We start from the raw sequence: 26,091 nt of genomic DNA on the forward strand, positions 1-26,091 counted from the left end.
TGATAGATTTAGACTGAGCGAATCGCACCACTTATCTCGACAAGACCCCAACTATACAAAGATTGAACTTTTTCTGGAGAAATATCAATGATTATGGCTCTTCAGTACTTACTATGCTAAACTCCTTTGATAAAACCCTGAAAGCCTTATTTATCAACATAATTAGCATTATTTGCTAACATTTTAGGATTTTAGCAATAATTTTGGCTTTTAACCCTATTTTTTAAGCCAAATTTTGATGTTTAACTAATAATTTGGCATAACAGGTACTGAAGAACCATGATTATTTCAATGTATCAAGCTTCAGTACCAGTGTTTATTCACACACTAAATAACCTTGTAGGCATTCTTGAAAAAGGTGCTACATATACAGAAACCAAAAAAATAGATCAGCATGTGTTGCTCAACAGTCGTCTATTCCCAGATATGTTTCCATTGTCAAGACAAGTACAAATTGCCTCTGACATAGCAAAGAGAGGTGCCGCACAATTAGCAGGGGCAGAAGCACCCAAGTTTGAGGACAATGAAACTACATTGCCTGAACTTATTGACCGCGTTCACAAAACTATCTCTTATTTAGACACATTTAAACCCGAACAAATAGATGGTTCGGAAGATAAAACAATTACCATTACGCAGGGTGACAAGAGCCTATCTTTTGAAGGAATGCCATTTCTCCTATATTTTGTTTTGCCAAACGTTTATTTCCATATCACAACAACCTATGACATTCTCCGACACTGCGGTGTAGAGCTTGGTAAAAAAGACTTCTTAGGCAAGCCTTAACGCTCCGCAATATAAGAGCGAACTGATTTCCATTCTCCGTATCGAGTGAGCGTATAGCGGCTAAATCGTTGCGTCGCCCGATAATTCCTATTATTAGTGTAGCGAGCATAGTTAAGTTTTTGAGTAGAGAAATCGGAAGTTTGACCTTTGAACTCGGAAGTTCGACCTTTGAACTGCAAACTTTGTGTTCAGAACTCGGAACTTTGTGTTCAGGACTCGAAACCCAAACTAGAAGCGCTATAGTTCTGCCTCCCAACTCCAAATGACAAATGACTAATGACTAATCAACTCCACTGCATCGCGTCCATCGCAATTTTGTAAGTAAACTTTGACAATTTCTTCTTTAGCAGTAGGCAACTGCTTGCCAATAAAATCTGGGTGAATTGGTAATTCTCGATGACCCCTATCTACTAACACAGCTAAACGAATCACCTCTGGTCTACCGTAATCATTGACGGCATTCAAAGCAGCGCGAATCGTCCGTCCTTTGAAAATCACATCATCCACGAGTACAACCGTTTTCCCTGTTAGGTCAAAAGCAATTTCGCTTTTCGTTGGAGTCCGCAATCCAATTTTGTCGAGGTCATCTCGATAAAATGTAATATCCAAAGCGCCGACTGACACCGCTACACCTTCGAGCGTCTCAATCTGACGCGCCAACAATTCGGCTAATAAAACACCCCTGGTATAAATCCCAATAAGCACCAGTTGAGACAAATCACGCGTCCTTTCCACAATTTGAGAGGCAAGGCGAGTCAAGGTACGACGGATTTCTTCCGATGAGAGAATTTCAACTACTTTGGCAGACATAGGGAGTGATAAGTTAGGAGTGATGAGTTAAGAATTAAAAGTTTTTATTCTTAACTCCTGTACAGACACGATTAATCGCGTCTTTATATTTATCATTATGTGTTTGGAAGTATTAAGAATAGAGCGATCGCTATCCCTAACCATAGCAAAAAACAATATCGAGTCAGCTGCAAAGCATTCTGAATAGAAGTTGCAGTAATCGGATAAATAGCATCTCCTAACAGTGGTTTGTACTTAGCTACGCCGCGATACCAATTTGTACCCCCCATCTGCACACCTAAAAAAGCGGCATAGGCGCACTCACTCCAGCCAGAATTGGGGCTAGGATCGTTAATTGCATCCCGACGACAAATTCGCCAAAGGTGCATCGGTTTACCCGAAAACAGCGCCAGAGTCACAACTGTTAACCGACAAGGTAGCCAAGTTAAACAATCTTCCAACCGCGCACAGAACCATCCCAAATAAGTATAGGGTACTTCCCGATAGCCCACCATTGAATCAAGGGTACTGCTGGCTTTGTATGCTAAAGCCAAGGGAGTTGGTCCCACAAATGGCATAAAAATACCAACAATTCCATAAAAAAGCGGAGCCATTACCCCATCAGTGGCATTTTCTGCAACTGTTTCTAAAACGGCTCGTGAAATTTCTGCTTGTGAGAGGTTTTGGGTATCTCGACCAACGTAATTACTTAAGATGTTACGAGCCTCACCCAAATTTCCTACTGTTAAAGGTTGTAAAACAGCGACCGCTGCTACTCGCAAACTTCTGCCAGCAAAACAACTAGCCAAAAGAATGCTATCTATTGCAATTCCCAACAACGGATGAATCCATCGGGCACTTTGAATCATCAAAAAGCCAACAAGACCGCTACCAATTATTAGAAAAATCCCTAATACTATTCCAGCTAGGCGTTGTGTTAGAGAATTTTGACACAAGTGGAGGGAAAATTTGGTCAGATGAGAAATTACCCACCCCATAACTTGCACTGGATGGGGCCAATCCCAAGGATCGCCAATTAAGTAATCTAAAAGTGCAGCGATTATTAAGATATAGATGCTATTAATCATAAGTCACCAGTCAAGGGTCAAAAGTCAATGGTCAATAGTCCAAATATTGACTCTTGACTAAACCACAAAACTAGCCTCTTCCCCAAGAGAAGCTTGCCAGCTACGAGCATCGTAATAAAGGTCTGCCAGAGTAATACTGTACAAAGCTTCTTTGAGCTTTTGGTTGAGTCTCTGCCAGAGGCTAAATGTTACCCAATCTTCAGCTTGTGCCGGCGCTGGGGTGTGATGGGGTAAATGGCTAGTGTCGCCAACTGCTTCTAAAATTTGTCCTATAGATATTTGTGCAGGCTCTCTGGCCAATTGGTATCCGCCGATGCTACCACGAATTGATTTCACTAAAGACGCACGACGCATTTCTATTAGTAGTTTTTCGAGGTAAGGAGCTGGGATATCTTGACGTTTGGCGATCGCTTTCACAGATACAGGGCCATATTTGGGCTGTAAACTTAAATCTAGCAACGCCTTCACACTATAATGTCCTCTGGTCGTTAGTTTCATTTTGGCAAGCTTTGTTGTTTGTCTGTTGTCATCTTGACTTTGTAAATAACCAATACTTCTCTTCTTAGGCTGCGCCAACGGCGTCGCTCAGTACAAGTCAGTACAACTGACTAATCACCAATAACCAATGACTAAGGATCAGTTTTGCTTATCATTCTCTGACTCAGTTATCATCCTCAGCAACTAGACAACTTTTCGAGCGTTAGTTTAGAAAACTTAAAACTTGTTATAGTCTAGCAGTGATTCACAAAGTATATATATAGTTATCAGCATTGCCAGCATTCTCTAAAATAGATTGTCTTGGAAATATTGTTAATCAGATAACAATTGTGCCGATGAGTGTAATATACTTGGCTAGGTTGAGATAAAAACTAAAGGATTACGTTCCTATTAGCTCAACCTCAGCTAAAATAAAATCGATTCAAACAGTTCAAACATTCGTTTTCGACCTAAGTTGATGCCTAAACTGAAAAAAATTGAACCCCTACTCGGTGATGAACTGCTCAAAAAAGTCAAAGAGCTAGAGAGTGAGAGCAAGGAAGACAAAGCCAAAAAGTGCGGCTACTATACCATTACCAAAAACGGTATAGAGCGCGTCAATATGATGAAGTTCTTAAATGCCCTAATTGATGCCGAAGGCATTCAGTTGGACAGCACACCCAGTTCAAATGGGCGTGGTGGACGTAGTGCCAGCTATAGAATTAGTGTGCAATCGAATAATAACTTACTTATAGGTTCAGCTTATACAAAACAGATGAATCTTAAGCCAGGAGATGAGTTTCTGATCACTTTAGGCAAAAAGCACATTCGTCTGAGACAGGTAGATCCAGAAGATCGGGAAGATGATGAAGCCATAGAAGCCACGGCTTAATAAATGGTCATTAGTCAATTGTCATTTGTCCTTTGTGAAAACCAATGACTAATGACTAATGACTATATCTGTGGTGGGTAAGACTGGTAAATAGTGGCGAAGTGCCTTACGCGTAACTGCTAAATTGCAGGTGAATGCAATTTGCTCTTTTTCTAGTAAACCCAAAATGCGATCGGGTTTGTCTCGTGCTACCACTGGTAATTGATGCAAACCTCGAAGATTCATCCGGTCTAAAGCCTCAGATAATAGTTCATCCTGCCATGCGTAGAGGATTTCAGTAGTACAAATATCTATCAGGGTTTGACTCGATAAATTATCTGGAATTTCAGTTAGGGAATTTGGGTAAGTTTGCCAAAGAGCAAGGGCACGGTTAATATCTTCCAGAGAAAGTATACCAACTAATTGCTCTGTTTCATCAATTACTAAAGCACTGTGGACGCGATCGCGGGTCATTTCCACAGCTGCATCTAACACCCCAAGGGTTGCAGGTAGCTTTTTTGGACAGGGGTACATAGCATCCTCTACCAAAATTTGCTGTACAATTTCCGCTTGTTCATCTTTCAATTCCGAAAGACCAATTTGTTGTAGATTAGAGTTAGAGTTAAAAGTTGGTTTAATCCTTTCCACTAGCCAAACACTCAAACCCACAGCTGCCATCAACGGTAAAACAATCCGATAGTCGCGGGTTAATTCAAACAGCATTAAAATAGCGGTTAACGGCGCTCTGACACTAGCAGCCAGCACTGCTGCCATTCCTACCATTGCGTAAGCTGGAGGAGCCGCCATCTGATCGCAAATTGCCGGGAATACCACAGCCAAAATTTTGGCGTAAACTGATCCAAAAGAAGCGCCTAAAAACATTGCTGGTGCAAACAAACCGCCAATGAAACCACTACCTGCACTAATTGCAGTCATCAATAATTTCACCACCAACAGCACCACCAACAGGTAGAGGGGAAACTCCACATCCTGAAGCATTTCTTCCACAGTTTCATAACCGACGCCCAGAATTTGCGGGAAGCGCAAAGCAACTGCGCCAATGATCACACCGCCAATAATTGGATGAATCGACTGAGGAATTCGTCCCAAAAAGGCAAAACCTGGAACCTTCCCAGCAAAGCAGGCTTTTGCTAAACGAATTGATTCTGTATAAGTTAGAGAAACTAGACTAGCCCCTAAACCCAAGCCAAGATAAAGCGGTAATTCCCAAGGACTGCGGACTTGGTAAGCAGGTAAATCAAAAGCAGGTTGTGCCCCCAAACCAATTTGGGCAATTAATGCTGCTACCACCGCCGCTAGCAGCACCACACTCACCGCAGAAGTAGCGAAAGATGTAGCTCCCATCACCACCTCAAGGGCAAAAAACACTCCAGCGATGGGAGCATTAAATCCAGCTGCAAGTCCAGCCGCCGCGCCAGCACCCAAGAGCAAACGTTGTCGTTCTTGAGATACATTCAGCACTACAGACAACAACATCCCAAAATTCGCGCCAATTTCTACACTCGGTCCCTCTGGTCCCAAAGAAGCACCGCTCCCCAAAGAAACAGCTGCGGCCAGCATCCTCGTAACTGGTCGTAGTGGTCGCCTAATCTCTGTTCCTTGAGAGGCGGCAATCAGAGATGAAAGTCCAGGGCCAAAATCTTGAGTGCGCCAGCGCATCAGCCCAACGATTAAGCCGCCAAGGGTGGGAACGCAAGCTAAAGTCCAAGCACCCCAGACGCCGATTTGACCCATTAAATTTTCCAGCATCAGCTGGTGAATCATCTGGATTAAATAGTGAAAAGTGACTACACCCATACCAGTACCACCGCCAATGAGCATGGCTAAAAACAGCACAACTGTTTCTGGGGATAGTTGAAAACGATTAATTAAGTGAGCCAAAGGAGCGGAAGGTGTAGGAAAGTCAGGTTGTTCCGTTACCTTCCTCAGTTGAGTGGGAGGCAAGAGAGTCATTCAGAGGCGGGGTAAATGTAAGAAAAAATTTAAATTTTTATCTGTTACTTATCATTGTGAGCCATTATTTAGCAACCGGACAAGTAGACTTTATTTGCTTGATTTATAAAGCTTTAGTAAAAAATGTCATTGTGCAAAATTTTTGTGGGAACAATGGTTAAATGGGAGACAATTATTATTTAAGGGTCAACGAGGGCTAATGGAGTGCAAGTGGGCGCGATCGCTATTTCTTTCTAGAGACAACAGATTTTTTTGGGGCTGGGGTGGACGCACCCGTAAACATTAATTAGGAGTCATCCTTGCCTAAATCTAGCTATACTCGTGTTGCGACCATTGAGTAAGCCTTGGTAGTAATACAATATATGTATGATTTATGCTTGATGTTAGACCATGCTTGGAAGTCTGCTAAGTATTGATCCCAATTCAATATAGCTATTGATTATAGAGCGAGTAAATGGACTAGGCGCACGAGGTAAATGAATATACACACTTTTGATAATCATTATGTTACTTGCCCAATTTGCCAAAGAAATGGTACGCCCAAACCAATTAAAACGCGGATGGGCTTATTTTGCTGTCCCTATTGTCAGGAACGGCTAGTAGTTTGCCAAAGCGGTCATTATGTCCGCGATCCGTTTACTTGGAGACAATTGATGATTTCTTCGGCGCTACGTCGTCAAAGCCGACCGTTAGCGAGGATTATCAGAGATTTTATCTTGCTGAAACGTCCGATGATTGCTCTGGCTGTAGGAAGTGCTATTTTCTTTAGTGCGATCGCCTTAACTCAGGAAAGGACAAATGACGGTCCCCAAATCTTTCCCACAACAGAGAAAGTTAATGAACCAGGAAACAAATTTCAGTAAATCTATTACTTTGGTATAAATCAAATTTTACTTTGATTTTGGTAATATTATAAGTAAATACTCCTGTCAAACCGTGTCTTATTGCCCAAAATAGGACACGGTTTTACATTCTCTCCACTTCAAGACCCGTCCTAGAACACCAATTCACTAATCCTAGAAGAACCTCTCCCCCAACCCCTCTCCGTTTCGGAGAGGGGAGTTTGACGGGAGCAACGCTAGTAGGAAAAGGGGTTGGGGGGTTATACTATTTCACTAAAACCCTGATACATATAGATTTCGCGTAGGGAACATTGCCGTGCCCCTACCAAGGTATTTGTATCATAATTAGAGCAGTTTTCATGTATTTGAACCACATCTGTCGTAGGGGCACAGCATTGCTGTGCCCCTACCGCGTGGTCTATTTACCTGAAAATAGCTGTAAAGTCAAACAGTATTAGGCATCGAATTCCCGTTAAACAAATATAACGATACCTAATCAATGCTGACACAAATGGAATCTTTATGTTAAAACTTGGCAGACCAATTTGATACATGGTGTTGGAGTGGGTGAATCAGATTTTGGGAATAATCCTCATAGTGTTTGAAAACATCCTTTTAGTTAGGTTCGCACTATGAGAGCGCGATTTCTCGGAAAACAGCAGATTTATTACTGTTTATTTATTGCATTTTGCTGCATTTTATATATATGTTGGGGATTAATTCCAGCCCACGCAACCTCCGCAGGATCTATTGATACTCTGCGACAACAGCAGCAACAAATGAATCAGCAGCATCAGGGTGTAGTTAACGATCGCGATCGCTTAACAAATCTCCAACAAGAGGCCGAAAAACACCTCACTGGTTTAAGGCAAAATCTGCAAACTACAGATAGCTATCTTCAAAAGAGCGAATCAGGATTACAACTCGCCACCCAACGCCAGAACCAGTTAGAAACTGATTTAGCTGTAGCGGAACGTGACTATGAGGAGCGGCAAACAGCAACAGTAGCACGATTGCGTTATCTCCAGCGATCGCCTGCATTTGTGGGATGGGCAGTTTTGCTCGAAAGTGAAAATATTAGTGACTTTATCAGCCGCCGTTATCAGTTGAAGTTAGTCTATCAGGCAGACCAGCAAATTTTGGTAAAACTCAACGCCCAAGCAAACCTGATCAATAAACAAAAAACGGAAGTAGAACAGCAAAAAAACGAAGTTGCCTTGATGCGTGAGCAACTGCTGGCACAAAAAGCCGATTATCAAACTCAGGCGCAATCACAATCAGAATTAATTCAACGCCTGAATAGCGATCGCCTGGCCTTGGAAGCCGCGCAAAATCAGCTAGAGAGAGATTCCAAAAATTTGGAAGTCTTGATTCAACAAAAGGTAGCAGAAGCCAGAGCAACAGAAGCGGCGCAAGCAAAAACCAACAGCCGGACAAGTTTGATCATTCGCGGAACTGGTGTCATGACATATCCTAGCGATGCTCCTACTAGCAGTCCCTTCGGCTGGCGGATACACCCAATCCTCGGCTATCGTCGCTTTCATGCCGGGTTGGATTTTGCTGCTAGCTATGGTAGCACAATTCGGGCAGCCGATTCGGGAACAGTAATTTTTGCTGGATGGTATGGTGGTTATGGCAGAGCCTTAATTATCGATCACGGCAATGGCATGACTACATTGTACGGACATACCAGCGAGTTGTATGTTACCGAAGGACAAGCAGTTAAACGCGGACAAGCGATCGGTGCTGTTGGTTCTACAGGTTTCTCAACTGGCCCCCACCTCCACTTTGAAGTTCGTCGAGATGGCACACCCGTAGACCCAGCTAATTATCTTTAACCCAGAAAGCAAGTTTTTCTAGGTTGCAAATTTGATCACAGATATGCTACAATATCGAAGATTAAGGGCGCGTAGCTCAGTGGATAGAGCAACAGATTCCGGTTCTGTCGGTCGGGGGTTCAAATCCCTCCGCGCTCGTTATGTCGATTGCCAAATTATTTGTCCGCGTTGACAGATTAATGTCCGTGTTGCCAAATTATTGTCCGCAATTGTATATCCTTACAACACCCTGCCATACTTTAGGTATGGCAGAACTCTTCTTTTATAGGGTAACTAATCAGTTTCGATATTAGAGCTAAAATCAAGCTCTTCAAACAAAGAATCTGTTGCTCTATCCTTTCAACCCACCTAAAAAGTGTTTGCTATGAACACTGGAAAAATTCCAAAACTCAATAAAGCTTTTAATGTACTAGGACATACCCATTGAGAGCGAAAGTCGTAGCGACTTTCAACCCGCCTCTCGCTGGGAGTGGTGTTGAAACCCGCGTCCCCTAACCCTGTGGTTTCACAGTCAAGAATCTTTCAACCCGCCTCTAGCTGGGAGGAGTGTTGAAACCTGCGGCAACCATACAAGGCTTATACAATCAGCTTTTAAGCTTTCAACCCGCCTCTAGCTGGGAGGAGTGTTGAAACCTTAAATAAATCTGGATTCCAGACATTATCTTTAGCTTTCAACCCGCCTCTAGCTGGGAGGAGTGTTGAAACTTCTGTATGCGAATCTATAGCTTGCTGTTCTTCTTTGAGGTTGCCTTTCGCTTTTGTATTGGTGATAGTTTTAGCGATCTCTTCGGCTTTCTCTTCCCTTACTTGATTCGTTCCTTCAGTCGTCCATAGGCGTGTATCTACAGAACAGTAGAGAGTTAAGCGATTAACATTCCAAGGATCGCCTTTGCCTTCCTCTTCTTGCCAAGCAATACGCCCACGGGAGCAACGCGATTTGGTGAGGTCGGATAAAAAACGTGCGATGCCTTCGGCGGGCGCAGCCATCGCTAAAAACTTATTTCAGTATAAATATTATATTTATTACAGTTAACTACGTATTAATACTAATTTAAGTTTGCTGAAAATTTTAGGATATGAAGATGATTTGTTTTTTTGGGACAAAAAAAAGGTAGGATTCCCGAATAGTAAAGGTTTTGATATCTGACATCAAAACAGGGAATGCCTACACTGAATGAAAAATAACATATATTCTACCTTGGATTTAAGCAAATCATTGTTACACTTTCAAGAAAAAGTTACCAAACTTTTAGAATCAACAAATATATCAGAATTTGATGGAATACTTTTAAAAGTATGTGAGAAAGAAATTAGGGAATCTGCATTAATTTTAGCAGGAGAATGTATTGCTTTATTGCTTAATAATCTATCTAAATCTCAAGAATTTTTAGATAAAGCAATGCACCAGACACAGGGATGGTGGCATAATAAAACACAAAAACATGGTTGTAAAAAGCGACAAATATTAACAGTCGGCAATGTCGAAGTAACTTTAAAACTACCGTATGTAGTTGAACGCCAAAATCAACCAAATAAACATAAAAATAAACAATCTTTGCATGAAGGATTTTGCCCATTCTTAAGATATTTAGGAATGTCTGAGGGTTTAACCCCAGTTGTTTTATCAACGGTTGCTCAATATGGTGCAATTGCAGGCTCGTTTGAAGCTGCCAACCGAAACTTATCAATTGTTAGATTTTTATCATGCCGCATCACATTTACAAGACTTTGCTGATGCTGCTTTTAGTACAAATAATGAGCGTCAAGAATGGTTTAAAAAAGCTCGCAAAACTTTAAAAAAAGGTCGGACACTGGATTTAATAAGAAACATGGGTGAATTTATATTATCAGCTACTGGAGAACGCTGTAAAATCTTAGTGCGAGAACGAAATTATATTTTAAAAGCTTACCGACGGAGGCTGTTAAAATATAATGAAGTTGCATCTAAAAAGCTCCCTCTTGGTAGTGGTGCAGTTGAGAGTTTAATTCGTCAAGTCGTTAACTTACGCATGAAAGGAAACAGTAAGTTTTGGTTAAAAGACAATGCAGAAATTATGTTACATCTCCGTTGTCAATGGATAGCGGGAAGCTGGGATAATTTTTGTGATTCTATCTTTAATTCGTTCATCAAGCCTATAAATGCTTAATTATTTTATACTTTAATTCCGACCTGAAGAAAGTTTTATCATAATTAATACTACGTATTAAAGACTTGTTACAGATATTTTTTGAAATAATTGTCAAATAGCTTGCTAGTAATCTTTTTGAGATATCTCATCAAGATCAATTATCATGTGATGCAGGATTTTGCTTGTAAATAAAATTACATTGTACCTAAATTAAATTTTTAGCGATGGCTGCGCCCGCCGAAGGCATCGCACCTTTTTTCCCCGATCTCACCAAATCGCGTTGCTCCCTACGCCCACTACGCAGGGTGAACAGGCTACTGGAGTGTTGGTTTTTGCTTTTGCTTTTGCTATTTTTCTTAATTTGTTGATCTTCTAGGAAGCGTTGAAACCAGTGAAGTTGGCGAGAATCACAATAGACTTGAAAGCTATGCTCACTCAAACCGTTGAATTTTACACAGATGCGCCCAAACTGGTTTTTAAACCAAGTCATGTCTTCACTGCTTTCGTAAGTTACTGGAAAAGGTGCTTTGCTAGATTGTCTTAAAAGGCTGTCTTGCCAAGATTTCACCTCTGCTTCATTTGTTGGAACGTTGTGAGTGGCAATGACAATAGTTTCTAACCATTTGGCAGCAGTTAAATCCCGACCTTTGGGAATTCGTGTTTCTAGCTGTTCTCTGAGGCGTTCAATCTAAATTTCAAGTTTACGACGGCGTTGAGCAAATTTTTTAGCGTCTTCCTCTTTCTCGGTGATTTTGCAACCATTTTTGAGTAAATAGCTGATAGCACAACGAGTCAAGTTATCTTCTGTCTTGGAATAGGACTCAAATAAGTTCTTTGATAAACTCTTGCTATCTGAATTTTGAGATTTTTTGCGCTTTTTAGCTTTTTTCCCATTCGTTGATTCAGTTTCAGCAGTATTGAGAGGAGCAAAATTGAACCAAAATTTCAGCAGCTTTAGTGCGAAGACTATCTAAGCTGACACCACTACTTTCTACCAATTCAACATCACTGTTGAGCATTTCCAACCAGCGATTTTTACCTTCTAGTTGGAACTGCGATCGCTTCATTAGCGCAAACCATGATTTATATATGTAATTCACCAATGCCCTCGCACTCGCATAAAACCGTCCAGGCTGACCAATAAAGCGAGGATCAGTTTTCAAAGGTTCGCAGAGTTTTTTCACAACACTATTAGGGTGTTTGCCCTTTTGTCGCCAAGTTTCAAACTCTGGGTGTTGATTTACCTGATGCAATAGTTCATTAATCAGTGGCGTATTTAGCTCTGCCATCAACTTCCATAGTTGGTGACGTGATGATTCTGAGGCTACAAGACGACACTGAATAGTGATTTGGCTCATCGCTTTAAAACAATACTGTCTAATACTAACATAAGTGTATTAAACAAGTCTTCTGTAAAATAAATTGTATGCAGGAGACATTTTTTACAAGCAAGGAAGCTGCTGAAATCACAGGCTGCACCCTTCGTCAGCTACAGTATTGGCGCGAGAGGGGGGTGATTGTTCCTGTAATCAGTGATACTGGGACAGGACGTAGTATTTATTACTCAAAGTCTAATTTGCTAGAACTGGCTGCAATGTCATATTGGCTATCTATGGGGTTAAGTTTTGACATAGCCAGCACCACGCTGAAAAAGCTGAAAGACCAAGAACCGGAGTTATTTACTTCAGGTAAAGGTAAACGGTTTATGTTGTTGTCGGAAGTGCAAGAGCGATCACTTGAGCTTGTAGAGTTTGACAGAAAAAAAGCGATCGCATCTTTAGATGCAGGTAAGCCTGTAATTCCGGTGTGGTTGGACGAGATTTATCAACGGTTGGCGGTTAAATTGGACAAGTAAATGATGAAGTCAAGAAAAATCAGAAATGAGCAATGAAGCGAATACTTGCCGTAAGTATGTGGAGCCGAAGTTAAAGGATGCAGGGTGGGAGAGAGAATCCCATACTTACTATGAGCAGTATTACTTTACTAATGGCAAGATTCGCCCAAAAAATAAGCACCAACCTCGTGGTAAACGGAAATTTGCAGATTATTTGCTGCTATATAACGGAGAATTTCCCTTAGCCGTGGTGGAAGCCAAGCGAAAACATAAAACACCAGATGAGGGACTGGAACAGGCAATAGACTATGCCAATCTTCTAGGGGTGAAGTTTGCTTACTCCACTAACGGACAAGGAATTGTAGAGTTTGATTTCATAACAGGTAAGCAGTCTGATGTGATGGAATCGTTTCCCAGCCCTGATGAACTTTGGCGACGATTAACTGGGGAAGCGAAGGAGCAAATTAGAGAGGACATAGCAGAAAAACTGTTAACTCCGTTTTATCCAATTCCAGATAAACCACTGCGTTACTATCAACGAAATGCGATTAATGCTGCACTAGCCGCAATTTTCAAAAGTCAAAAGCGCCTACTGCTAACAATGGCAACGGGAACGGGTAAAACTACTGTTGCTTTCCAAATAGCTTGGAAACTGTCAAGTTTGGAGTGGAATACTTCTGGAGAATCTCGTTCTCCTAGAATTCTGTTTTTGGCAGATCGGAATATTTTGGTAGATGATCCCATGAATAAGGATTTTTCTGCCTTTAATCAAGAGAAAATTTACAAAATTCAGGGGGAAGCGAAAAAAGGACGTGACCTCTACTTTGCTATTTATCAAGCAATTGGTGATACACAATATAGCTTTGGACTTTACAGAGAATATAGTTCTGATTATTTTGACTTGATTATTGTTGATGAGTGTCACCGAGGAAGCGCGAGGGATGAAAGTAACTGGCGACAAATTCTAGAACATTTTGAACCTGCGTATCAGTTAGGATTGACAGCAACACCGCTACGGGATGACAACGTTGATACCTATCGCTACTTTGGCAATCCCCTTTATACATATTCCCTCAAACAAGGGATTGATGATGGTTTCTTAGCTCCCTATCGAGTTTATCGGATTACTACCCGTTCCGATCGCCAAGGATGGCGACCTAACGCTGGAGAGATTGACCGCTATGGAAGAACAATTCCTAATGAAGTTTATCTGACACCAGACTTTGAGCGAAAATTGGTGAGAGAAGCCCGGACAAAGGCGATCGCACAACATATTACTGATTTTTTGAGAAGTGGCGATCGCTATGCCAAAACTATTGTTTTTTGTGTGGATGAGGAACACGTTAAGGCAATGATCAAGGAATTACGCAACCTCAACAGCGATATCACCAGAACAAATCCTGACTACATAACTCGCATTACCTCTGATGCTGGTGATGTGGGTAAAGGACATCTCTACAAATTTAAAGATGTCTTGGATGAAACTCACATTATTGCTGTTACAGCTAAGTTGCTAACAACAGGGGTAGATATTCCCACCTGTAAAAATGTTGTGCTTGCCCGTGTTATTCGTTCAATGACAGACTTTAAGCAGATTATTGGACGGGGAACCCGTGTACGAGAAGAACGGGGGAAGCGATCGTTTAATATACTCGATTACACCAATAGCACGGTGTTGTTTGAAGATAGAGATTTTGACGGTGAACCCGCCCTTATTAATGAATCAGAGATAGATGATAATGGGCAAATACTCTCTGAACATGAAGAGGAATTAGAGTCAGAAGAGTTAGAAGAGGAAGCAGACGACTTGGAAGACGATGAAAGGTCTGGATTTCCGGGACTTCCAGATGATGATGACATACCACCTCGGAAATATTACGCTGACGGGGGAAGCGAAGAGATTGTTGAAGAAAAAATTTATGATTTGTCTTCCCCAGTTGACTTGGATCATGTTTTTGAAACTTTTGGATGATTCCGAGAAATTGCATGAGGTGGAAGCAGAGTTAGAGGGAATTTCCTATAAACCAACGATTCAACCGCCTTATCGCTGGCGAGATTGGGCTGCTAATGAAAATTTTACTGGCGATCGCCTCAAAAGTTTCATCAATAATGATGAGGCAATTTTACCAGATGGCACGAAAGGTTCAGGGTTACTCGCCTATTTGCGGAATCTCAAAAGCAAAACCGGACGCGATCGCGCTGATGTCATCGCCAAAGTTTTCAAAGATGTCACTAACCGCATGATTAGCGGCACTTTGCTGTGGGATGTGCTGAATAAGGTCAATGATATTCACTTTGACAAATCAGAAGAAGTGAATCTCCTCAGCACCCTCTATGAGTCCATGCTGAAGGAAATGCGAGACGCTGCGGGAGATTCGGGAGAGTTTTACACCCCCCGTCCGGTAGTGCGGTTTATTGTGCAGGTGATGGAACCGAAACTGGGGGAAACCATTTTTGACCCTGCTTGCGGAACTGGTGGTTTTTTGGTCGAGGCGTATGAATACCTGAAAAAGAATTGTAGCGCCCAAGATTGGCAGATATTACAAAAAAGCATTATTGGCGGTGAGGCAAAATCCTTGCCTTTGATGTTAGCGCACATGAGTTTGCTATTACATGGGTTTGAATATCCCGATATTGATGATGGAAATAGTCTGCGGTTTACCCTTTCGGAGATGGGTGAAAAAGATTGGGTAGACGTGATTCTCACAAATCCGCCGTTTGGGGGTGAGGAGGAAGACAGAATTAAAAATAACTTTCCCCCAGATAGACAAACCAAAGAAACGGCGTTGTTATTCCTTCAGTTGATTATGCGTCGTCTCAGACAAAGACCCAAACCAGGACGCGCCGCAGTAGTATTTCCCAATGGGGTGCTATTTGGGGATAATACTTGCGCCAAACTCAAGGAAGATTTACTCAAGGATTTTAATCTGCATACCATTGTCCGTTTACCTAAAGGTGTGTTTTCACCTTATACAGATATTCCCACAAATTTATTGTTTTTTGATCGATCTGGACAAACGGATGAGATTTGGTACTATGAAATTACGTTGCCAGAAGGGCGGAAAACTTTCACCAAAACTAAGCCGATACAGGATGAAAATTTTACTGAATGTGTAGCATGGTGGAAGAACCGAGAAGAGAATGGACAGGCTTATAAGTATAAATTTAGAGAAGCTTATAAGCAGGCAAAAAAACAAGCAAAACCTCATTGGGATGCTGGTAAGAAAGCAGAGGAGACTGCTAACCAGTTTGCAAAGACAGTTAAGAAATTAGCTGATAAAATCCAAAGTTTACAGAATTCAATTTTGGACTTTTCCCCATCCATAGATATTGCACAGATTAAGAATCAGATTCAAGTAGTTAAGGATGAGGTGAAACAGGCTCAAACTGAGGAGCAAAGTCAGCGTGAGATTGCTAAAGATGAGAAAGCTAAAGGGGATGCTATTTACTGGGCAATTTATAATCTTGACCGCAAAAACCCGAATAGTCAAAAGGATTTTGAGCATTTACCGCCTGAGCAGTTGTTAGCTGATATTTTGGAAAAAGATAGGCGAGTGGCTGAGATTATGGCTGAAATAAAATTTTCATTACAAAAGTAATTATGTTTGAAGATTTGGGGAGAAATACCAATTGGGCAACTTATTCATTAGGAGACTTTGTAAAAATTAATAATAATTCATATACTGATATAAGTGATGTTGAACAATATAAAATACTTGGCGTAATTTCATGGGGAAATGGGGTTATAGTCAAACGAATAGTCAAAGGTATTGAATTAAGAATGAAACGATACCAGGTAGTTAATAAAAACCAACTTTTATGGTGTAAAGTTGATACTAAAAATGGTGCATTTGGTGTAACTAAAAATGAATATATTGGGACTTTAGTTTCATCAAATATGTGTTTGGCTGACTTTGATACGGATATTTGTTTACCTAATTTTTTTCAACTTCTCTTTCGTCTACCAACAGTATATAAAAGGCTAACTGATGCAAGTATTGGAACTACCAATAGACAATACTTGAAACCTATAGAGCTTTTAAAAGTTGTAAGATTACACATTCCACCGCTAGAGGAACAGCGACGGATTTTGGCTAGGGTTGACGAACTGGTGGGAAAGATTGAGGAAGTGCGAGTGCTTCGTCAAAAAGCATTGGAAGAAACAGAAGCTTTTGTTACTAGCTTACATTTAAGTTTGGCAGATTCAAAGATAGTTACACTTGATGAAATTCTTACTCTAGACGAACAGCAAGAGCAAGTTTTATTTGGAAAAAAGTACCCTCAAGTGGGAGTCAAAGGTTTTGGAGGCGGGCTTTTTGCTAAAGAAGCTATAGACGCAACTCAAACTACTTATAAAGCTTTTAACTGCTTGTACGAAGGTGCGCTAGTACTAAGTCAGGTTAAAGGATGGGAAGGTGCTATAGGTGTTTGCCCGTCTTACTTAGTTGGTAAATATGTTTCTCCAGAATACCGTACTTTTCGTTGCATCCCAGGAAAAGCTATTCCAAAATATTTATCGGCATTAGTTGCTACGCCTTGGTTTTGGACTAAACTAAAAGATTTAACCAGAGGAATGGGAGGACGACGTGAACGCACTCGCCCAGAGCAATTTCTGAAAATGAAAATTCCTATGCCAACAGTTGAATATCAGCAGAAAGCAATCTCTATTTTTAACAAAATACACAAGATGAAACCAGTGAGAGTAGAGGCAATGAAAGAACTTGATGCGCTACTACCTTCCATCCTCGACAAAGCCTTTAAAGGTGAACTTTAAGAAAAAATAAGGGTGTAAACTTTGTTCATAGTTGGTAAATTTAACTAAGCCATAATGGATAAAGTTGACTAACAGAGGTCTGTAAATGGACTTAGAAACACTACTCCAACGCATCAACCTTGGAGAAGACCAAGAAATTGAGTTTAAGTCCGCAGATGGAGGATTACCCAATGATATATGGGAAACAGTATCCGCATTTGCGAATACAGACGGAGGCTACATTGTACTAGGTGTCAGCGAAGGCAAAGGTGGACTTGCAATTTCTGGAGTACGCAACCCAGATGGATTATTAAAAAACTTTTGGAATAATCATAACAACCCACAAAAACTCAACAAGCCAATATGTTCCAACTCTGAGGTACAAATTCTAAAGGTAGAAGCACACAATTTGGTAGTTATAAAAGTACCTAGAGCTACACGAACACAGCGTCCCGTGTACATAAATAACAACCCAATGACTGGCACATACAAGCGGAATTTTGAAGGAGATTACCGTTGCACTGTAGAAGAAGTGCAGCAGATGTTTCAAGATGCCAGTAATGAACCTCAAGACATAAAGATTTTAGAAGGGTTTAATCTCAGCGATCTTGACGTAGAAACGCTTAAATCATTTCGTCAAAGGTTTAGTTCTAGGGAACCCGATCACCCTTGGTTAGCGTTAGACGAGAAAAATTTGCTAATTCAGTTAGGTGGGTGGCGGTGCGATCGCTTTACAGGTAAAGAGGGACTAACACTAGCAGGTTTACTGATGTTTGGGCGTGAACGAAGCATTTTAGATGCACTTCCTCACTACCAACTTGATTATCAGGAACAGCTTTCTAAAGATCCAGAAACTCGGTGGACTTATAGGTTGACGCTTGATGGCAAATGGGAGCCTAATCTTTTCAACTTCTATTATCGCGTTTACAGTCGTCTAGTCAACGATATAAACGTTCCATTTCAACTTGATAGGGATGCTGTGCGGCGAGGTGAAACTCACGTACACGAGGCACTTCGAGAAGCTCTAGTTAATTCCCTTATCCACGCAGATCATGTATCTACTCGCCCTCTAGTAGTTACCAAATTCACAAATAGTTTTTTATTCTATAATCCCGGTCGCCTAAGAATCTCTCTTCAACAACTTTATGATGGTGGTATTAGCGATCCTCGGAATCCCAACCTGCAAAAGATGTTTCAAATGCTTGGTTTAGGTGAGAAGGCCGGCTCAGGTTTTGGGAAAATTCTCCGCGCTTGGAAAGAGCAGCAATGGTTTTACCCCCTGGTATCAGAAGAATTAGATTTAGAAATGACATCAGTGACATTACCAATGGTGAGCCTAATTCCCGAAAATGTCGAGAAAGAATTAAGGGAGATTATAGGGGATGACTATTGTGAACTAACAGAGCTAGATTGCATTATCTTGGTACTAGCGCATCAATTTGGAGATATTTGTAACAGTGATATTCAGTGTTACAGACGCGAACATCCCAGAGACATAGGAGACTGCCTCAAGCGCTTGGTAAATAATGGTTGGTTAGAACGCTCTGGTCGCGGTCGTGGGACGTACTACGCTTTAGTCAACCAACAACAATCGGATTTACTTGCGTTGCTTCCAAGCTCCGAACATTACGAGCCAAGCTCCGAACATTACGAGCCAAGCTCCGAACATTACGGACTAAGCTCCGAACATTACAAGCGTCTAAAAGATATTGCCGTCCCTGTTCGTGAGAAAAGCCGTGTAGATCAAGAGTTAGTCGAGCGTGTGATCTTAGAACTTTGCTCCGAACATTATCTAGCACTCCGAACATTAGCTCACTTACTCAACCGTAAACCGGACAGCATTAGGAACCACTATTTAAGCCTAATGTTAGACCGGGGATTAATAGAACTGCGATACCCCGAACAACTAAATCACCCTCAGCAGGCATACAAAACGGTGTCTTCACTAAATAGAGACCTACTGTAGTCAAAGGCTTCTTGCCAGTTCAGGGTGGTTTCATTGGAGATGGCACTTTATTGGACAGTCTGCTCAGATGTATAAGCGTCTGAGTTTTATGATGAATCATGAAATTCAGTATGCAACTGCTCAACAATCCTTCTCTGGTTCATTCTCAACCTGAATGCCGTAATTAACCTGCCAAATTTTCTCCCCGATACATCAGATTTTCAAATTGCAGATATCCACCTCTATAAATGGAGCGTCGAGTTTGCTTCATCAGGCAAATACGTAACTCCTCTTCTGAAATTACATTAGGAGAAGCAATTAACCCTGCTTCCCATCGTTGATAGCGAGTTTGATCGCCAAGACGCGCATCAGGACGCTGGTTATATTTATCCACGATGTAGCGTACAAACTTATGTTCCAACTCCCGTAAAGTCAGACAAGCCTCCTTCTCAGCTTGCTCTGGACGTTCCTGCACATTTGATCCTGTGTATCCCGGCATATTAGAAAAGAAGTCGGTATTAAAAGTGCCAAAAGGACGCTCAACAATACCACCTTCACTGGGGCGATCGCGTAAATGACAAACAAATCCTAATTGCACACCGATCTGTTGCAAATGGTTTGAGCGAAAATCTTTACCACCATCGGTATAAAAATGTTCTGGTTTTCCGTATGTTCCCCATTCTTCATGGAGTCCATATTCTGACCCATACTGCTTTGGCAAAATTGCATGGCGCAGTGCTAATGCTACTACCTGAGAACTCGGAGCATCAAAGCCTAAGTTTATCCCCATCATGCAACGGGAGTAAGTATCGACAACTGTTGTCAGCCAAGGACGACCCAAAAGTTCACCATGCTGATCTACCAGCAATAGGTCTACACGAGTATGGTCACACTGCCAAACATGGTTGCTATATTCTACTGATAAGTCTTTGCCATCGCGGGTTTTAACTGATAATCGAGAACCATGCCAACCTCGACTTCTAACACCTGCTTTTTGTTCTTGTTGCTCAATAATCGGTTGTAGAACTCGATAAACAGTCCTATAGCTGGGATATTTTTTTTGTCCTAATTCAGCCGCCCTTGCTTGTACTCTGATTGCCACTTGTTGGGGAGTAATTCGCTTACTACCTTTATTGCCTTCCTTATAAGTTTTGATGATGAACTGTTGCCAATCACTATCTATTCGATGTTTGCCTTTGTCAGCCCGTGCCGTAGTTTGAAGTGCAGCTAAACCTTCCTCTTCCCATTTTTTTACGAGTCGCCGTACCGTTCGCACAGACTTGCCTAGTTTGGCTGCGACCTCCCTTTGTCTTTCTCCATAGGTGATGGGATCGCATGGTTCTAGTAATTGCTGAATCATATCCAGCAAATGCCTATCATCTACTGAGAGTTCCGTCACAATCTCATCCTTTTCTGCCTCTTCATCGCTATTGGTATGATTGTCCAGCATTTTTACATAATTGTTTAATACAAACGTAGTTGTATTGTACTATTTAACGGACATTTATTTTGTCAATTTTCATAAAAATGTAGGCTCACAGCGTTTTTCAGGAAAGGACAGATATTTTGTCAAAATTCCAAAAGAGGACAGGTATTTTGGCAATAAGCCTCTAGTAGCTTATTTTCAGCCTAAAATAGTAAAACCCTTACTTGATAAGGGTTTTAAGCTAAATATTTTGAAGACATTAATTTGTCAAGTGGTCATTTAATTTGGCAATCGACACCTTTGCAAGACTAACCACAAACTCTAAAGGTTATTTTTTCTCAGTTTTCTCTCACGGGATAAAACCAATTTACCCTATGAGACAGAATTGCAACGGATAGCTAGGATACATAAAAATTATAGGTTAGACTTTATAATATAATTTTTGATTATAACTCATTTATAAAACCTGTCTCTGATAATTCCTGAGAACTTGCTAGAAAATTTTTAATATAATTTATTTTTATGACTGTAAAACTCCAGACTGAAAAAGACTTTTTAACGGCAAGCACCAGTATAAAGATAAATCAAGAAACAGAAAACGAAAAAGTTCTATGTTCTCACTGTCAGCGTACCGCTAGGAACGGTATTAAATGTAAAGGAATTTGTGTGGCTGACAATGACTATTAAAGTATGAATTTTATCAGAAAAATGGGTTTAAAACCCCATGCTTCGTTTCCCGGCTTTAATTAACAAGGAAAGAATTGATTGCTTCCAAAATTACCTTGATTGCAGTTTTGGGCTTTTGTGTTCGCAGGTTCGCAGTTCCTAACAAGTAGACGTAGGTTGGGTGGAGCGGAGCGCAACCCAACTGATTATCAGGATGTTGGGTTACGCAAAGCCTCCACCCAACCTACAATTTTTTTGCAACTCTGTCATCCTGGTTTGTAAACCCACAAATATGATGATTTATTTGGTTCCAATGGCGAAGAAGTATTTGAAGCATAGGTAGAAATTAAATAATTCGTAATTCGTAATTCGTAATTCGTAATTCGTAATTAAAGACATTTTCAGACGGGGATTTAAACCCCGACTGAAACTGACGCTACGTGTATACGTAGGGGTCTTAAACCCTTTTATTTACGATAAAACACCTGCTGCATTTAGAGTTTTTTGGTAAGTAGGAAGGCACAATTAAATATAAGATAAAACCTCACCCTCAATCCCTCTCCGTGACTTCGGAGAGGGAAGCCGGAGGCAGAGTAAGGTTTTATATTTAATTTGACCCACTTACTTACTACGGTACTGGTCAAGGAGTGATAACAATTTTAGCAATTACCCCTCATCCCTAGTTAAATTGTTCAATGGACAAATAATTAGTTAATGTACATTTGGGCTTTTATGTTCGCAGTTCCTAACAAGTAACCTTTTTTGATAGAGTGATGCTTTGCCGATCGCTCCTCATCTCTATGTCCCAGGTATCACTTCCGCAATCGCTCCATCCATACCTACCTCTCACCGCTCTTGCGCCCATGCAGGATGTGACAAACCTCTGGTTTATGAAGGTCATTGCCCACTACGGCAGCCCTGACTACTTCTTCACCGAGTATTTCCGCGTCAATGATACCTCACGGCTCAATCGTAGCATTCTGGCAGCAATCACCGAAAACGACACGGGTCGCCCCGTTTTTGCTCAAATGATTGGCGAAAGCATTCCAGACTTAGTAAGAACAGCAAAGGAACTCTGCAACTATAATATCGCTGGAGTTGACTTGAACATGGGCTGTCCAGCACCTAGAATATATCGCAAAAATGTTGGGGGTGGATTGCTACTCTCACCAGAAAAAGTGGATCGGATTTTGGGAGAACTGCGTTCTGCTGTCAACGATCGACCTTTAACCGTGAAGATGCGCGTAGGGTTTGAAAATACAGATAACTTTTACGAAATTCTCGATATAATCAATCGCCACAGCATTGATTTACTGAGTTTGCATGGTCGCACGGTGAAAGATATGTACCACGGGGCAGTAAAATATGATTTGATTGCTAAAGCCGTAAAACGAGTCGATTGTCCAGTACTTGCCAATGGCAATATCGACTCGGCAAAAACTGCTGTTGAAGTGCTTTCTCAAACGGGTGCGGCGGGTGTGATGGTGGGACGCTGGGCGATCGGGAATCCTTGGCTTTTTAATCAAATTCGGCAAGCTTTGCGCTTCGAGACGATCACGCCCGTTCCTTTAGTAGAGGTACGCAACTATATTGATCGTTTATGGCAAACCCCCGCAGCAGCAACTATGCCAGAGCGAGCGCGCGTAGGCTACCTCAAAATGTTCCTTAACTATATTGCCCTAAATGTTGATCCTGAAGGTGATTTCCTGCGGCTGATGCGACAGACACAGACTGAGGTAGAACTGTTTAACCTCTGCGATCGCTTTCTTCTTACTGATCAAAAGAAAACTTTGGCCCTAGCACCCTCCTTCAGCATATAACTGTAGACAACAAATCTGATTCTGCCGCAGAAATTTAAGACTGATTACTAACTTTGGCTACTTTAATTATTTTTTCAATTGTTCTAAATAAACGGCAACGTATATCATAATGCTGTTATCTTTTTGTTAAGAATAGTTACAACTTCTTAACACAAGGAAATATTTATTATGGAAGTCTCACTTGAGAAGAATGCCCCACATCAGGTTGTGATCGTTGGTGGTGGCTTTGGTGGACTGTATACAGCAAAAGCTTTGAAGAGTGCAAATGTAAATGTTACTCTGATTGATAAACGTAACTTTCACCTATTTCAGCCGCTTTTATATCAAGTTGCCACAGGTACGCTATCACCTGCTGATATTTCCGCACCATTGCGATCTCTATTCAGCAAAAGCAAGAATACAAAAGTGTTGCTGGGAGAAGTAAATGATATTGATCCAAAAGCGCAACAAGTTATTCTGGGTGATGAAATAGTACCTTATGATACATTGATTGTCGCCACAGGTGCTAACCATTCCTATTTTGGTAAGGATAACTGGAAAGAATTTGCTCCTGGCTTGAAAACTGTTGAAGATGCCATAGAAATGCGTCGCCAGATATTTTCGGCATTTGAAGCGGCAGAAAAAGCAACTGATCCAGAAATTCGCCGGGCTTTGTTAACTTTTGTGATTGTGGGGGGTGGTCCCACCGGTGTAGAATTAGCAGGTGCGATCGCGGAATTGACATACCAAACTCTCAAAGAAGATTTCCGTAGCATCAACACCTCAGAAGCGAGAATTTTACTATTGCAAGGGGGCAATCGCATTCTCCCACACATTGCGCCAGAGTTATCGAAAGTAGCAGTAGTATCTTTGCAAAAGTTGGGTGTAGCTGTCTACACTAACACCAGAGTCACAAATATTGAAAATAACATCGTTACTTTCAAGCAAGGCGATGAATTGACAGAAATTGCCTCAAAAACTATATTGTGGGCAGCAGGTGTTCAAGGTTCGCCTATGGGGAAAGCCCTAGCAGCAAGTACAGGTGTAGAGTGCGATCGCTCAGGACGTGTGATTGTAGAACCGGACTTGTCTATCAAGGGTTATAAAAACATTTTTGTAGTGGGAGATTTAGCCAACTTCTCCCATCAAAATGATAAACCCTTACCTGGTGTTGCACCTGTAGCCAAACAACAAGGAGAGTATGTAGCTAAACTCATTAAACGCAGGCTTCAAGGTGATACTTTGCCACAATTTCGTTACAGTGACGTGGGTACTTTGGCGATGATTGGGCAAAATTTAGCTGTTGTAGATTTAGGCTTAATCAAACTCAAAGGTTTCATTGCTTGGCTCTTTTGGCTAGTAATTCACATCTACTTCTTAATCGAGTTTGACACTAAAATAGTAGTAGCAATTCAGTGGGCGTGGAATTATATCACTCGTAATCGTCGCTCTAGATTGATTACAGGTCGAGAAGCTTTTGTAGAAGCAAAAACTGTTAACAATAGCGTGCAACAGCCTTCTACTCCTACAACGGCTGAATGCAAAAGTTGAACCTAAAAAAACATTCAGATTTGAAAAGAATCCAAAGTTCACCAAACTGAAAAGTTATTGGCGGGAGTTCAGCATCAAGCAAGGTAAATATTGTTTAGCTGCTGCCAATAACCTCCCAAATGTCTTGCTATCCATGAGTTCGCTTTGTTGCGAGTCTGCCGAAAGGTAGAGTCGAAGAGATGCGCCAGAGTCTTAAATCTGTTACTAATTACAACAATAATGTTGCACTAAGTGGGTAGATGCGATGGAAAAGTGATTTTACAATTAAATAGATCACCATAGGGGAGCAAGAGATGGCAAACGATCGATTGAAGATGCAAGATCCACGTCAGCAATATCCAGGGCCGCCCTTCCCCCGTCAGCCGCAGCCGGCACCAGGACTTGCTCAACAGATGATTCCTCAGCCGGATCACGGCGAACAGAGCTATATAGGATGTGAAAAGCTTGTAAACCGAAAGGCATTGATCACCGGAGGAGATTCCGGTATCGGGCGTGCCGTAGCGATCGCCTTTGCGCGTGAAGGGGCGGATGTGGCAATCTCCTATCTTCCTAGTGAAGAGCCGGATGCACGAGAGGTTATAGAACTAATCGAACAAACGGGACGCAAAGCCGTCGCTCTTGCTGGTGATATAAAGGATGAGAATTTTTGCCGAAAACTCGTGGCGGACGCAGTAGAAGCGCTAGGCGGTTTAGATATTCTTGTCAACAATGCTGGCGCACAAGAGACTCAGCCCTCTCTTGGCGATATCAGCTCCGAGCAGTTCGATAAGGTGCTTAAAACCAACCTATACGCGCTCTTTTGGATTACACAATCGGCAGTCCCACACCTGAAACCGGGTTCAGCCATAATTAATACAACTTCTATTCAGGCGTATGAACCTTCAGAGAACATCATTGACTATGCGCTCACCAAAGCAGGCATTGTTGCTTTCACCAAAGCGCTTTCCAAACAAATGATTCAGAAAGGTGTACGCGTCAATGCTGTAGCGCCCGGTCCGTTCTGGACACCACTACAGCCTAGTGGCGGTCAGACTCAAGAAAAGATTGAGAAATTTGGCTCTACGGTTCCGATCGGACGACCCGGACAGCCGGTAGAGATAGCTCCAGTATACGTTCTCCTTGCTTCACAGGAGGCAAGCTACATCACAGGAGAAGTTTATGGCATAACGGGTGGTGTCGGTATTGCCTAATCTCCGTTTGTGTTGTGAGTTGTGAATCGATTGCTCATTTGACACTCCCCTGGCTGAAGCCGAGGGGATTCTTGAATCTAAGACATAACTTGCTCATGCAGGTTTTCACCAACAAGAGTAGAGGTTTTATCTC

Annotated in this window: 19 protein-coding genes, 1 tRNA gene and 2 pseudogenes; 14 read left to right on the forward strand and 8 right to left on the reverse strand. The window is 41.6% G+C overall.

The features are described from left to right. Window positions 1–279: 279 nt before the first annotated feature. On the forward strand, window positions 280–786 hold the full coding sequence (locus ACYTXL_RS27465) for a DUF1993 domain-containing protein (RefSeq protein ID WP_461927453.1): 507 nt from the start codon (window positions 280–282) through the stop codon (window positions 784–786). Between the two features lie 273 nt (window positions 787–1,059). On the opposite strand, the gene pyrR is transcribed toward ACYTXL_RS27465, so the two are convergent. The 3 genes from pyrR to ACYTXL_RS27480 form a co-directional block, all read right to left on the reverse strand. Next, window positions 1,060–1,596 (reverse strand): bifunctional pyr operon transcriptional regulator/uracil phosphoribosyltransferase PyrR, encoded by a 537-nt coding sequence (gene pyrR, locus ACYTXL_RS27470; protein WP_292798740.1) that lies wholly within the window; start codon window positions 1,594–1,596, stop codon window positions 1,060–1,062. A 95-nt stretch (window positions 1,597–1,691) separates the two neighbouring features. Then, on the reverse strand, window positions 1,692–2,663 hold the full coding sequence (gene cbiB, locus ACYTXL_RS27475; protein ID WP_461927454.1) for an adenosylcobinamide-phosphate synthase CbiB: 972 nt from the start codon (window positions 2,661–2,663) through the stop codon (window positions 1,692–1,694). 57 nt (window positions 2,664–2,720) lie between these two features. Continuing rightward, entirely contained in the window at window positions 2,721–3,161 is a 441-nt protein-coding gene (locus tag ACYTXL_RS27480) for an Rrf2 family transcriptional regulator (protein ID WP_334911026.1), read from the reverse strand. 457 nt (window positions 3,162–3,618) lie between these two features. Here ACYTXL_RS27480 and ACYTXL_RS27485 point away from each other — a divergent pair, with 457 nt between their 5' ends. Further along, window positions 3,619–4,032 (forward strand): AbrB family transcriptional regulator, encoded by a 414-nt coding sequence (locus ACYTXL_RS27485; protein WP_292798734.1) that lies wholly within the window; start codon window positions 3,619–3,621, stop codon window positions 4,030–4,032. Window positions 4,033–4,080: 48 nt separating this feature from the next. Here ACYTXL_RS27485 and ACYTXL_RS27490 read toward each other — a convergent pair whose 3' ends face one another. Continuing rightward, window positions 4,081–5,985 (reverse strand): chloride channel protein, encoded by a 1,905-nt coding sequence (locus ACYTXL_RS27490; RefSeq protein ID WP_461927455.1) that lies wholly within the window; start codon window positions 5,983–5,985, stop codon window positions 4,081–4,083. Window positions 5,986–6,461: 476 nt separating this feature from the next. Here ACYTXL_RS27490 and ACYTXL_RS27495 point away from each other — a divergent pair, with 476 nt between their 5' ends. The 3 genes from ACYTXL_RS27495 (at window position 6,462) to ACYTXL_RS27505 (ending at window position 8,803) form a co-directional block, all read left to right on the forward strand. Beyond that, complete coding sequence (locus ACYTXL_RS27495; RefSeq protein ID WP_461927456.1) at window positions 6,462–6,848, forward strand: hypothetical protein; 387 nt, start codon at window positions 6,462–6,464, stop codon at window positions 6,846–6,848. A 611-nt stretch (window positions 6,849–7,459) separates the two neighbouring features. Beyond that, window positions 7,460–8,665, forward strand: coding sequence for a murein hydrolase activator EnvC family protein (locus tag ACYTXL_RS27500; RefSeq protein WP_461927457.1), 1,206 nt, complete (start codon window positions 7,460–7,462; stop codon window positions 8,663–8,665). A gap of 65 nt (window positions 8,666–8,730) precedes the next feature. Then, a tRNA-Arg gene (locus ACYTXL_RS27505) sits at window positions 8,731–8,803 on the forward strand. Between the two features lie 453 nt (window positions 8,804–9,256). On the opposite strand, the gene ACYTXL_RS27510 is transcribed toward ACYTXL_RS27505, so the two are convergent. Further along, window positions 9,257–9,652 carry a hypothetical protein gene (locus tag ACYTXL_RS27510; RefSeq protein WP_461927458.1) on the reverse strand — a complete coding sequence of 132 codons (396 nt, stop codon included), beginning with the start codon at window positions 9,650–9,652 and terminating at the stop codon, window positions 9,257–9,259. Between the two features lie 187 nt (window positions 9,653–9,839). Here ACYTXL_RS27510 and ACYTXL_RS27515 point away from each other — a divergent pair. Next, window positions 9,840–10,812: pseudogene (locus tag ACYTXL_RS27515) on the forward strand (hypothetical protein). 187 nt (window positions 10,813–10,999) lie between these two features. Here the strand turns inward: ACYTXL_RS27515 and cas12k (ACYTXL_RS27520) are convergent. Both cas12k (ACYTXL_RS27520) and cas12k (ACYTXL_RS27525) read right to left on the reverse strand, forming a co-directional pair. Further along, the gene (gene cas12k / locus ACYTXL_RS27520) at window positions 11,000–11,482 is read right to left on the reverse strand and encodes a type V CRISPR-associated protein Cas12k (RefSeq protein ID WP_461927467.1); all 483 of its coding nucleotides are present in this window, start codon (window positions 11,480–11,482) and stop codon (window positions 11,000–11,002) included. 220 nt (window positions 11,483–11,702) lie between these two features. Further along, a complete protein-coding gene (gene cas12k / locus ACYTXL_RS27525; protein ID WP_461927459.1) occupies window positions 11,703–12,152 on the reverse strand; it encodes a type V CRISPR-associated protein Cas12k in 450 nt (149 codons plus the stop codon). A 68-nt stretch (window positions 12,153–12,220) separates the two neighbouring features. Here cas12k (ACYTXL_RS27525) and ACYTXL_RS27530 point away from each other — a divergent pair, with 68 nt between their 5' ends. The 5 genes and pseudogenes from ACYTXL_RS27530 to ACYTXL_RS27550 all read left to right on the forward strand — a co-directional run bounded on the left by ACYTXL_RS27530 (window position 12,221) and on the right by ACYTXL_RS27550 (window position 19,347). Beyond that, window positions 12,221–12,649 (forward strand): MerR family transcriptional regulator, encoded by a 429-nt coding sequence (locus ACYTXL_RS27530; RefSeq protein ID WP_461927460.1) that lies wholly within the window; start codon window positions 12,221–12,223, stop codon window positions 12,647–12,649. Window positions 12,650–12,674: 25 nt separating this feature from the next. Next, window positions 12,675–14,748: pseudogene (gene hsdR, locus ACYTXL_RS27535) on the forward strand (EcoAI/FtnUII family type I restriction enzme subunit R); the annotation flags it as partial. 120 nt (window positions 14,749–14,868) lie between these two features. Then, a complete protein-coding gene (locus ACYTXL_RS27540) occupies window positions 14,869–16,227 on the forward strand; it encodes an HsdM family class I SAM-dependent methyltransferase (RefSeq protein ID WP_461927468.1) in 1,359 nt (452 codons plus the stop codon). 2 nt (window positions 16,228–16,229) lie between these two features. After that, complete coding sequence (locus ACYTXL_RS27545) at window positions 16,230–17,402, forward strand: restriction endonuclease subunit S (RefSeq protein ID WP_461927461.1); 1,173 nt, start codon at window positions 16,230–16,232, stop codon at window positions 17,400–17,402. 85 nt (window positions 17,403–17,487) lie between these two features. Continuing rightward, window positions 17,488–19,347 carry an RNA-binding domain-containing protein gene (locus ACYTXL_RS27550; RefSeq protein WP_461927462.1) on the forward strand — a complete coding sequence of 620 codons (1,860 nt, stop codon included), beginning with the start codon at window positions 17,488–17,490 and terminating at the stop codon, window positions 19,345–19,347. A gap of 163 nt (window positions 19,348–19,510) precedes the next feature. Here the strand turns inward: ACYTXL_RS27550 and ACYTXL_RS27555 are convergent, their stop codons facing one another. Continuing rightward, window positions 19,511–20,776: a helix-turn-helix domain-containing protein gene (locus ACYTXL_RS27555; protein WP_461927463.1), complete on the reverse strand. Its 1,266-nt coding sequence runs from the start codon at window positions 20,774–20,776 to the stop codon at window positions 19,511–19,513. Between the two features lie 1,442 nt (window positions 20,777–22,218). On the opposite strand from ACYTXL_RS27555, the gene ACYTXL_RS27560 reads away from it, so the two are divergent. From ACYTXL_RS27560 to ACYTXL_RS27570, 3 genes are all read left to right on the forward strand, one after another. Continuing rightward, window positions 22,219–23,238 (forward strand): tRNA-dihydrouridine synthase family protein, encoded by a 1,020-nt coding sequence (locus ACYTXL_RS27560; protein WP_461927464.1) that lies wholly within the window; start codon window positions 22,219–22,221, stop codon window positions 23,236–23,238. Between the two features lie 168 nt (window positions 23,239–23,406). Further along, the gene (locus tag ACYTXL_RS27565; RefSeq protein WP_461927465.1) at window positions 23,407–24,768 is read left to right on the forward strand and encodes an NAD(P)/FAD-dependent oxidoreductase; all 1,362 of its coding nucleotides are present in this window, start codon (window positions 23,407–23,409) and stop codon (window positions 24,766–24,768) included. Between the two features lie 293 nt (window positions 24,769–25,061). Continuing rightward, window positions 25,062–25,958 (forward strand): SDR family oxidoreductase, encoded by an 897-nt coding sequence (locus ACYTXL_RS27570; RefSeq protein WP_461927466.1) that lies wholly within the window; start codon window positions 25,062–25,064, stop codon window positions 25,956–25,958. The last annotated feature ends 133 nt before the right edge of the window (window positions 25,959–26,091 follow it).

Source organism: Nostoc sp., from assembly GCF_054880495.1.

What these genes read in the sequence shown, in the direction of transcription:
- ACYTXL_RS27465 (WP_461927453.1), top strand. Translation starts at nt 280, where the DNA reads ATGATTATTTCAATGTATCAAGCTTCAGTACCAGTGTTTATTCACACA.
- pyrR (WP_292798740.1), bottom strand. Translation starts at nt 1,596, where the DNA reads ATGTCTGCCAAAGTAGTTGAAATTCTCTCATCGGAAGAAATCCGTCGT.
- cbiB (WP_461927454.1), bottom strand. Translation starts at nt 2,663, where the DNA reads ATGATTAATAGCATCTATATCTTAATAATCGCTGCACTTTTAGATTAC.
- ACYTXL_RS27480 (WP_334911026.1), bottom strand. Translation starts at nt 3,161, where the DNA reads ATGAAACTAACGACCAGAGGACATTATAGTGTGAAGGCGTTGCTAGAT.
- ACYTXL_RS27485 (WP_292798734.1), top strand. Translation starts at nt 3,619, where the DNA reads ATGCCTAAACTGAAAAAAATTGAACCCCTACTCGGTGATGAACTGCTC.
- ACYTXL_RS27490 (WP_461927455.1), bottom strand. Translation starts at nt 5,985, where the DNA reads ATGACTCTCTTGCCTCCCACTCAACTGAGGAAGGTAACGGAACAACCT.
- ACYTXL_RS27495 (WP_461927456.1), top strand. Translation starts at nt 6,462, where the DNA reads ATGAATATACACACTTTTGATAATCATTATGTTACTTGCCCAATTTGC.
- ACYTXL_RS27500 (WP_461927457.1), top strand. Translation starts at nt 7,460, where the DNA reads ATGAGAGCGCGATTTCTCGGAAAACAGCAGATTTATTACTGTTTATTT.
- ACYTXL_RS27510 (WP_461927458.1), bottom strand. Translation starts at nt 9,652, where the DNA reads ATGGCTGCGCCCGCCGAAGGCATCGCACGTTTTTTATCCGACCTCACC.
- cas12k (WP_461927459.1), bottom strand. Translation starts at nt 12,152, where the DNA reads ATGAGCCAAATCACTATTCAGTGTCGTCTTGTAGCCTCAGAATCATCA.
- ACYTXL_RS27530 (WP_461927460.1), top strand. Translation starts at nt 12,221, where the DNA reads ATGCAGGAGACATTTTTTACAAGCAAGGAAGCTGCTGAAATCACAGGC.
- ACYTXL_RS27540 (WP_461927468.1), top strand. Translation starts at nt 14,869, where the DNA reads ATGATTAGCGGCACTTTGCTGTGGGATGTGCTGAATAAGGTCAATGAT.
- ACYTXL_RS27545 (WP_461927461.1), top strand. Translation starts at nt 16,230, where the DNA reads ATGTTTGAAGATTTGGGGAGAAATACCAATTGGGCAACTTATTCATTA.
- ACYTXL_RS27550 (WP_461927462.1), top strand. Translation starts at nt 17,488, where the DNA reads ATGGACTTAGAAACACTACTCCAACGCATCAACCTTGGAGAAGACCAA.
- ACYTXL_RS27555 (WP_461927463.1), bottom strand. Translation starts at nt 20,776, where the DNA reads ATGCTGGACAATCATACCAATAGCGATGAAGAGGCAGAAAAGGATGAG.
- ACYTXL_RS27560 (WP_461927464.1), top strand. Translation starts at nt 22,219, where the DNA reads ATGTCCCAGGTATCACTTCCGCAATCGCTCCATCCATACCTACCTCTC.
- ACYTXL_RS27565 (WP_461927465.1), top strand. Translation starts at nt 23,407, where the DNA reads ATGGAAGTCTCACTTGAGAAGAATGCCCCACATCAGGTTGTGATCGTT.
- ACYTXL_RS27570 (WP_461927466.1), top strand. Translation starts at nt 25,062, where the DNA reads ATGGCAAACGATCGATTGAAGATGCAAGATCCACGTCAGCAATATCCA.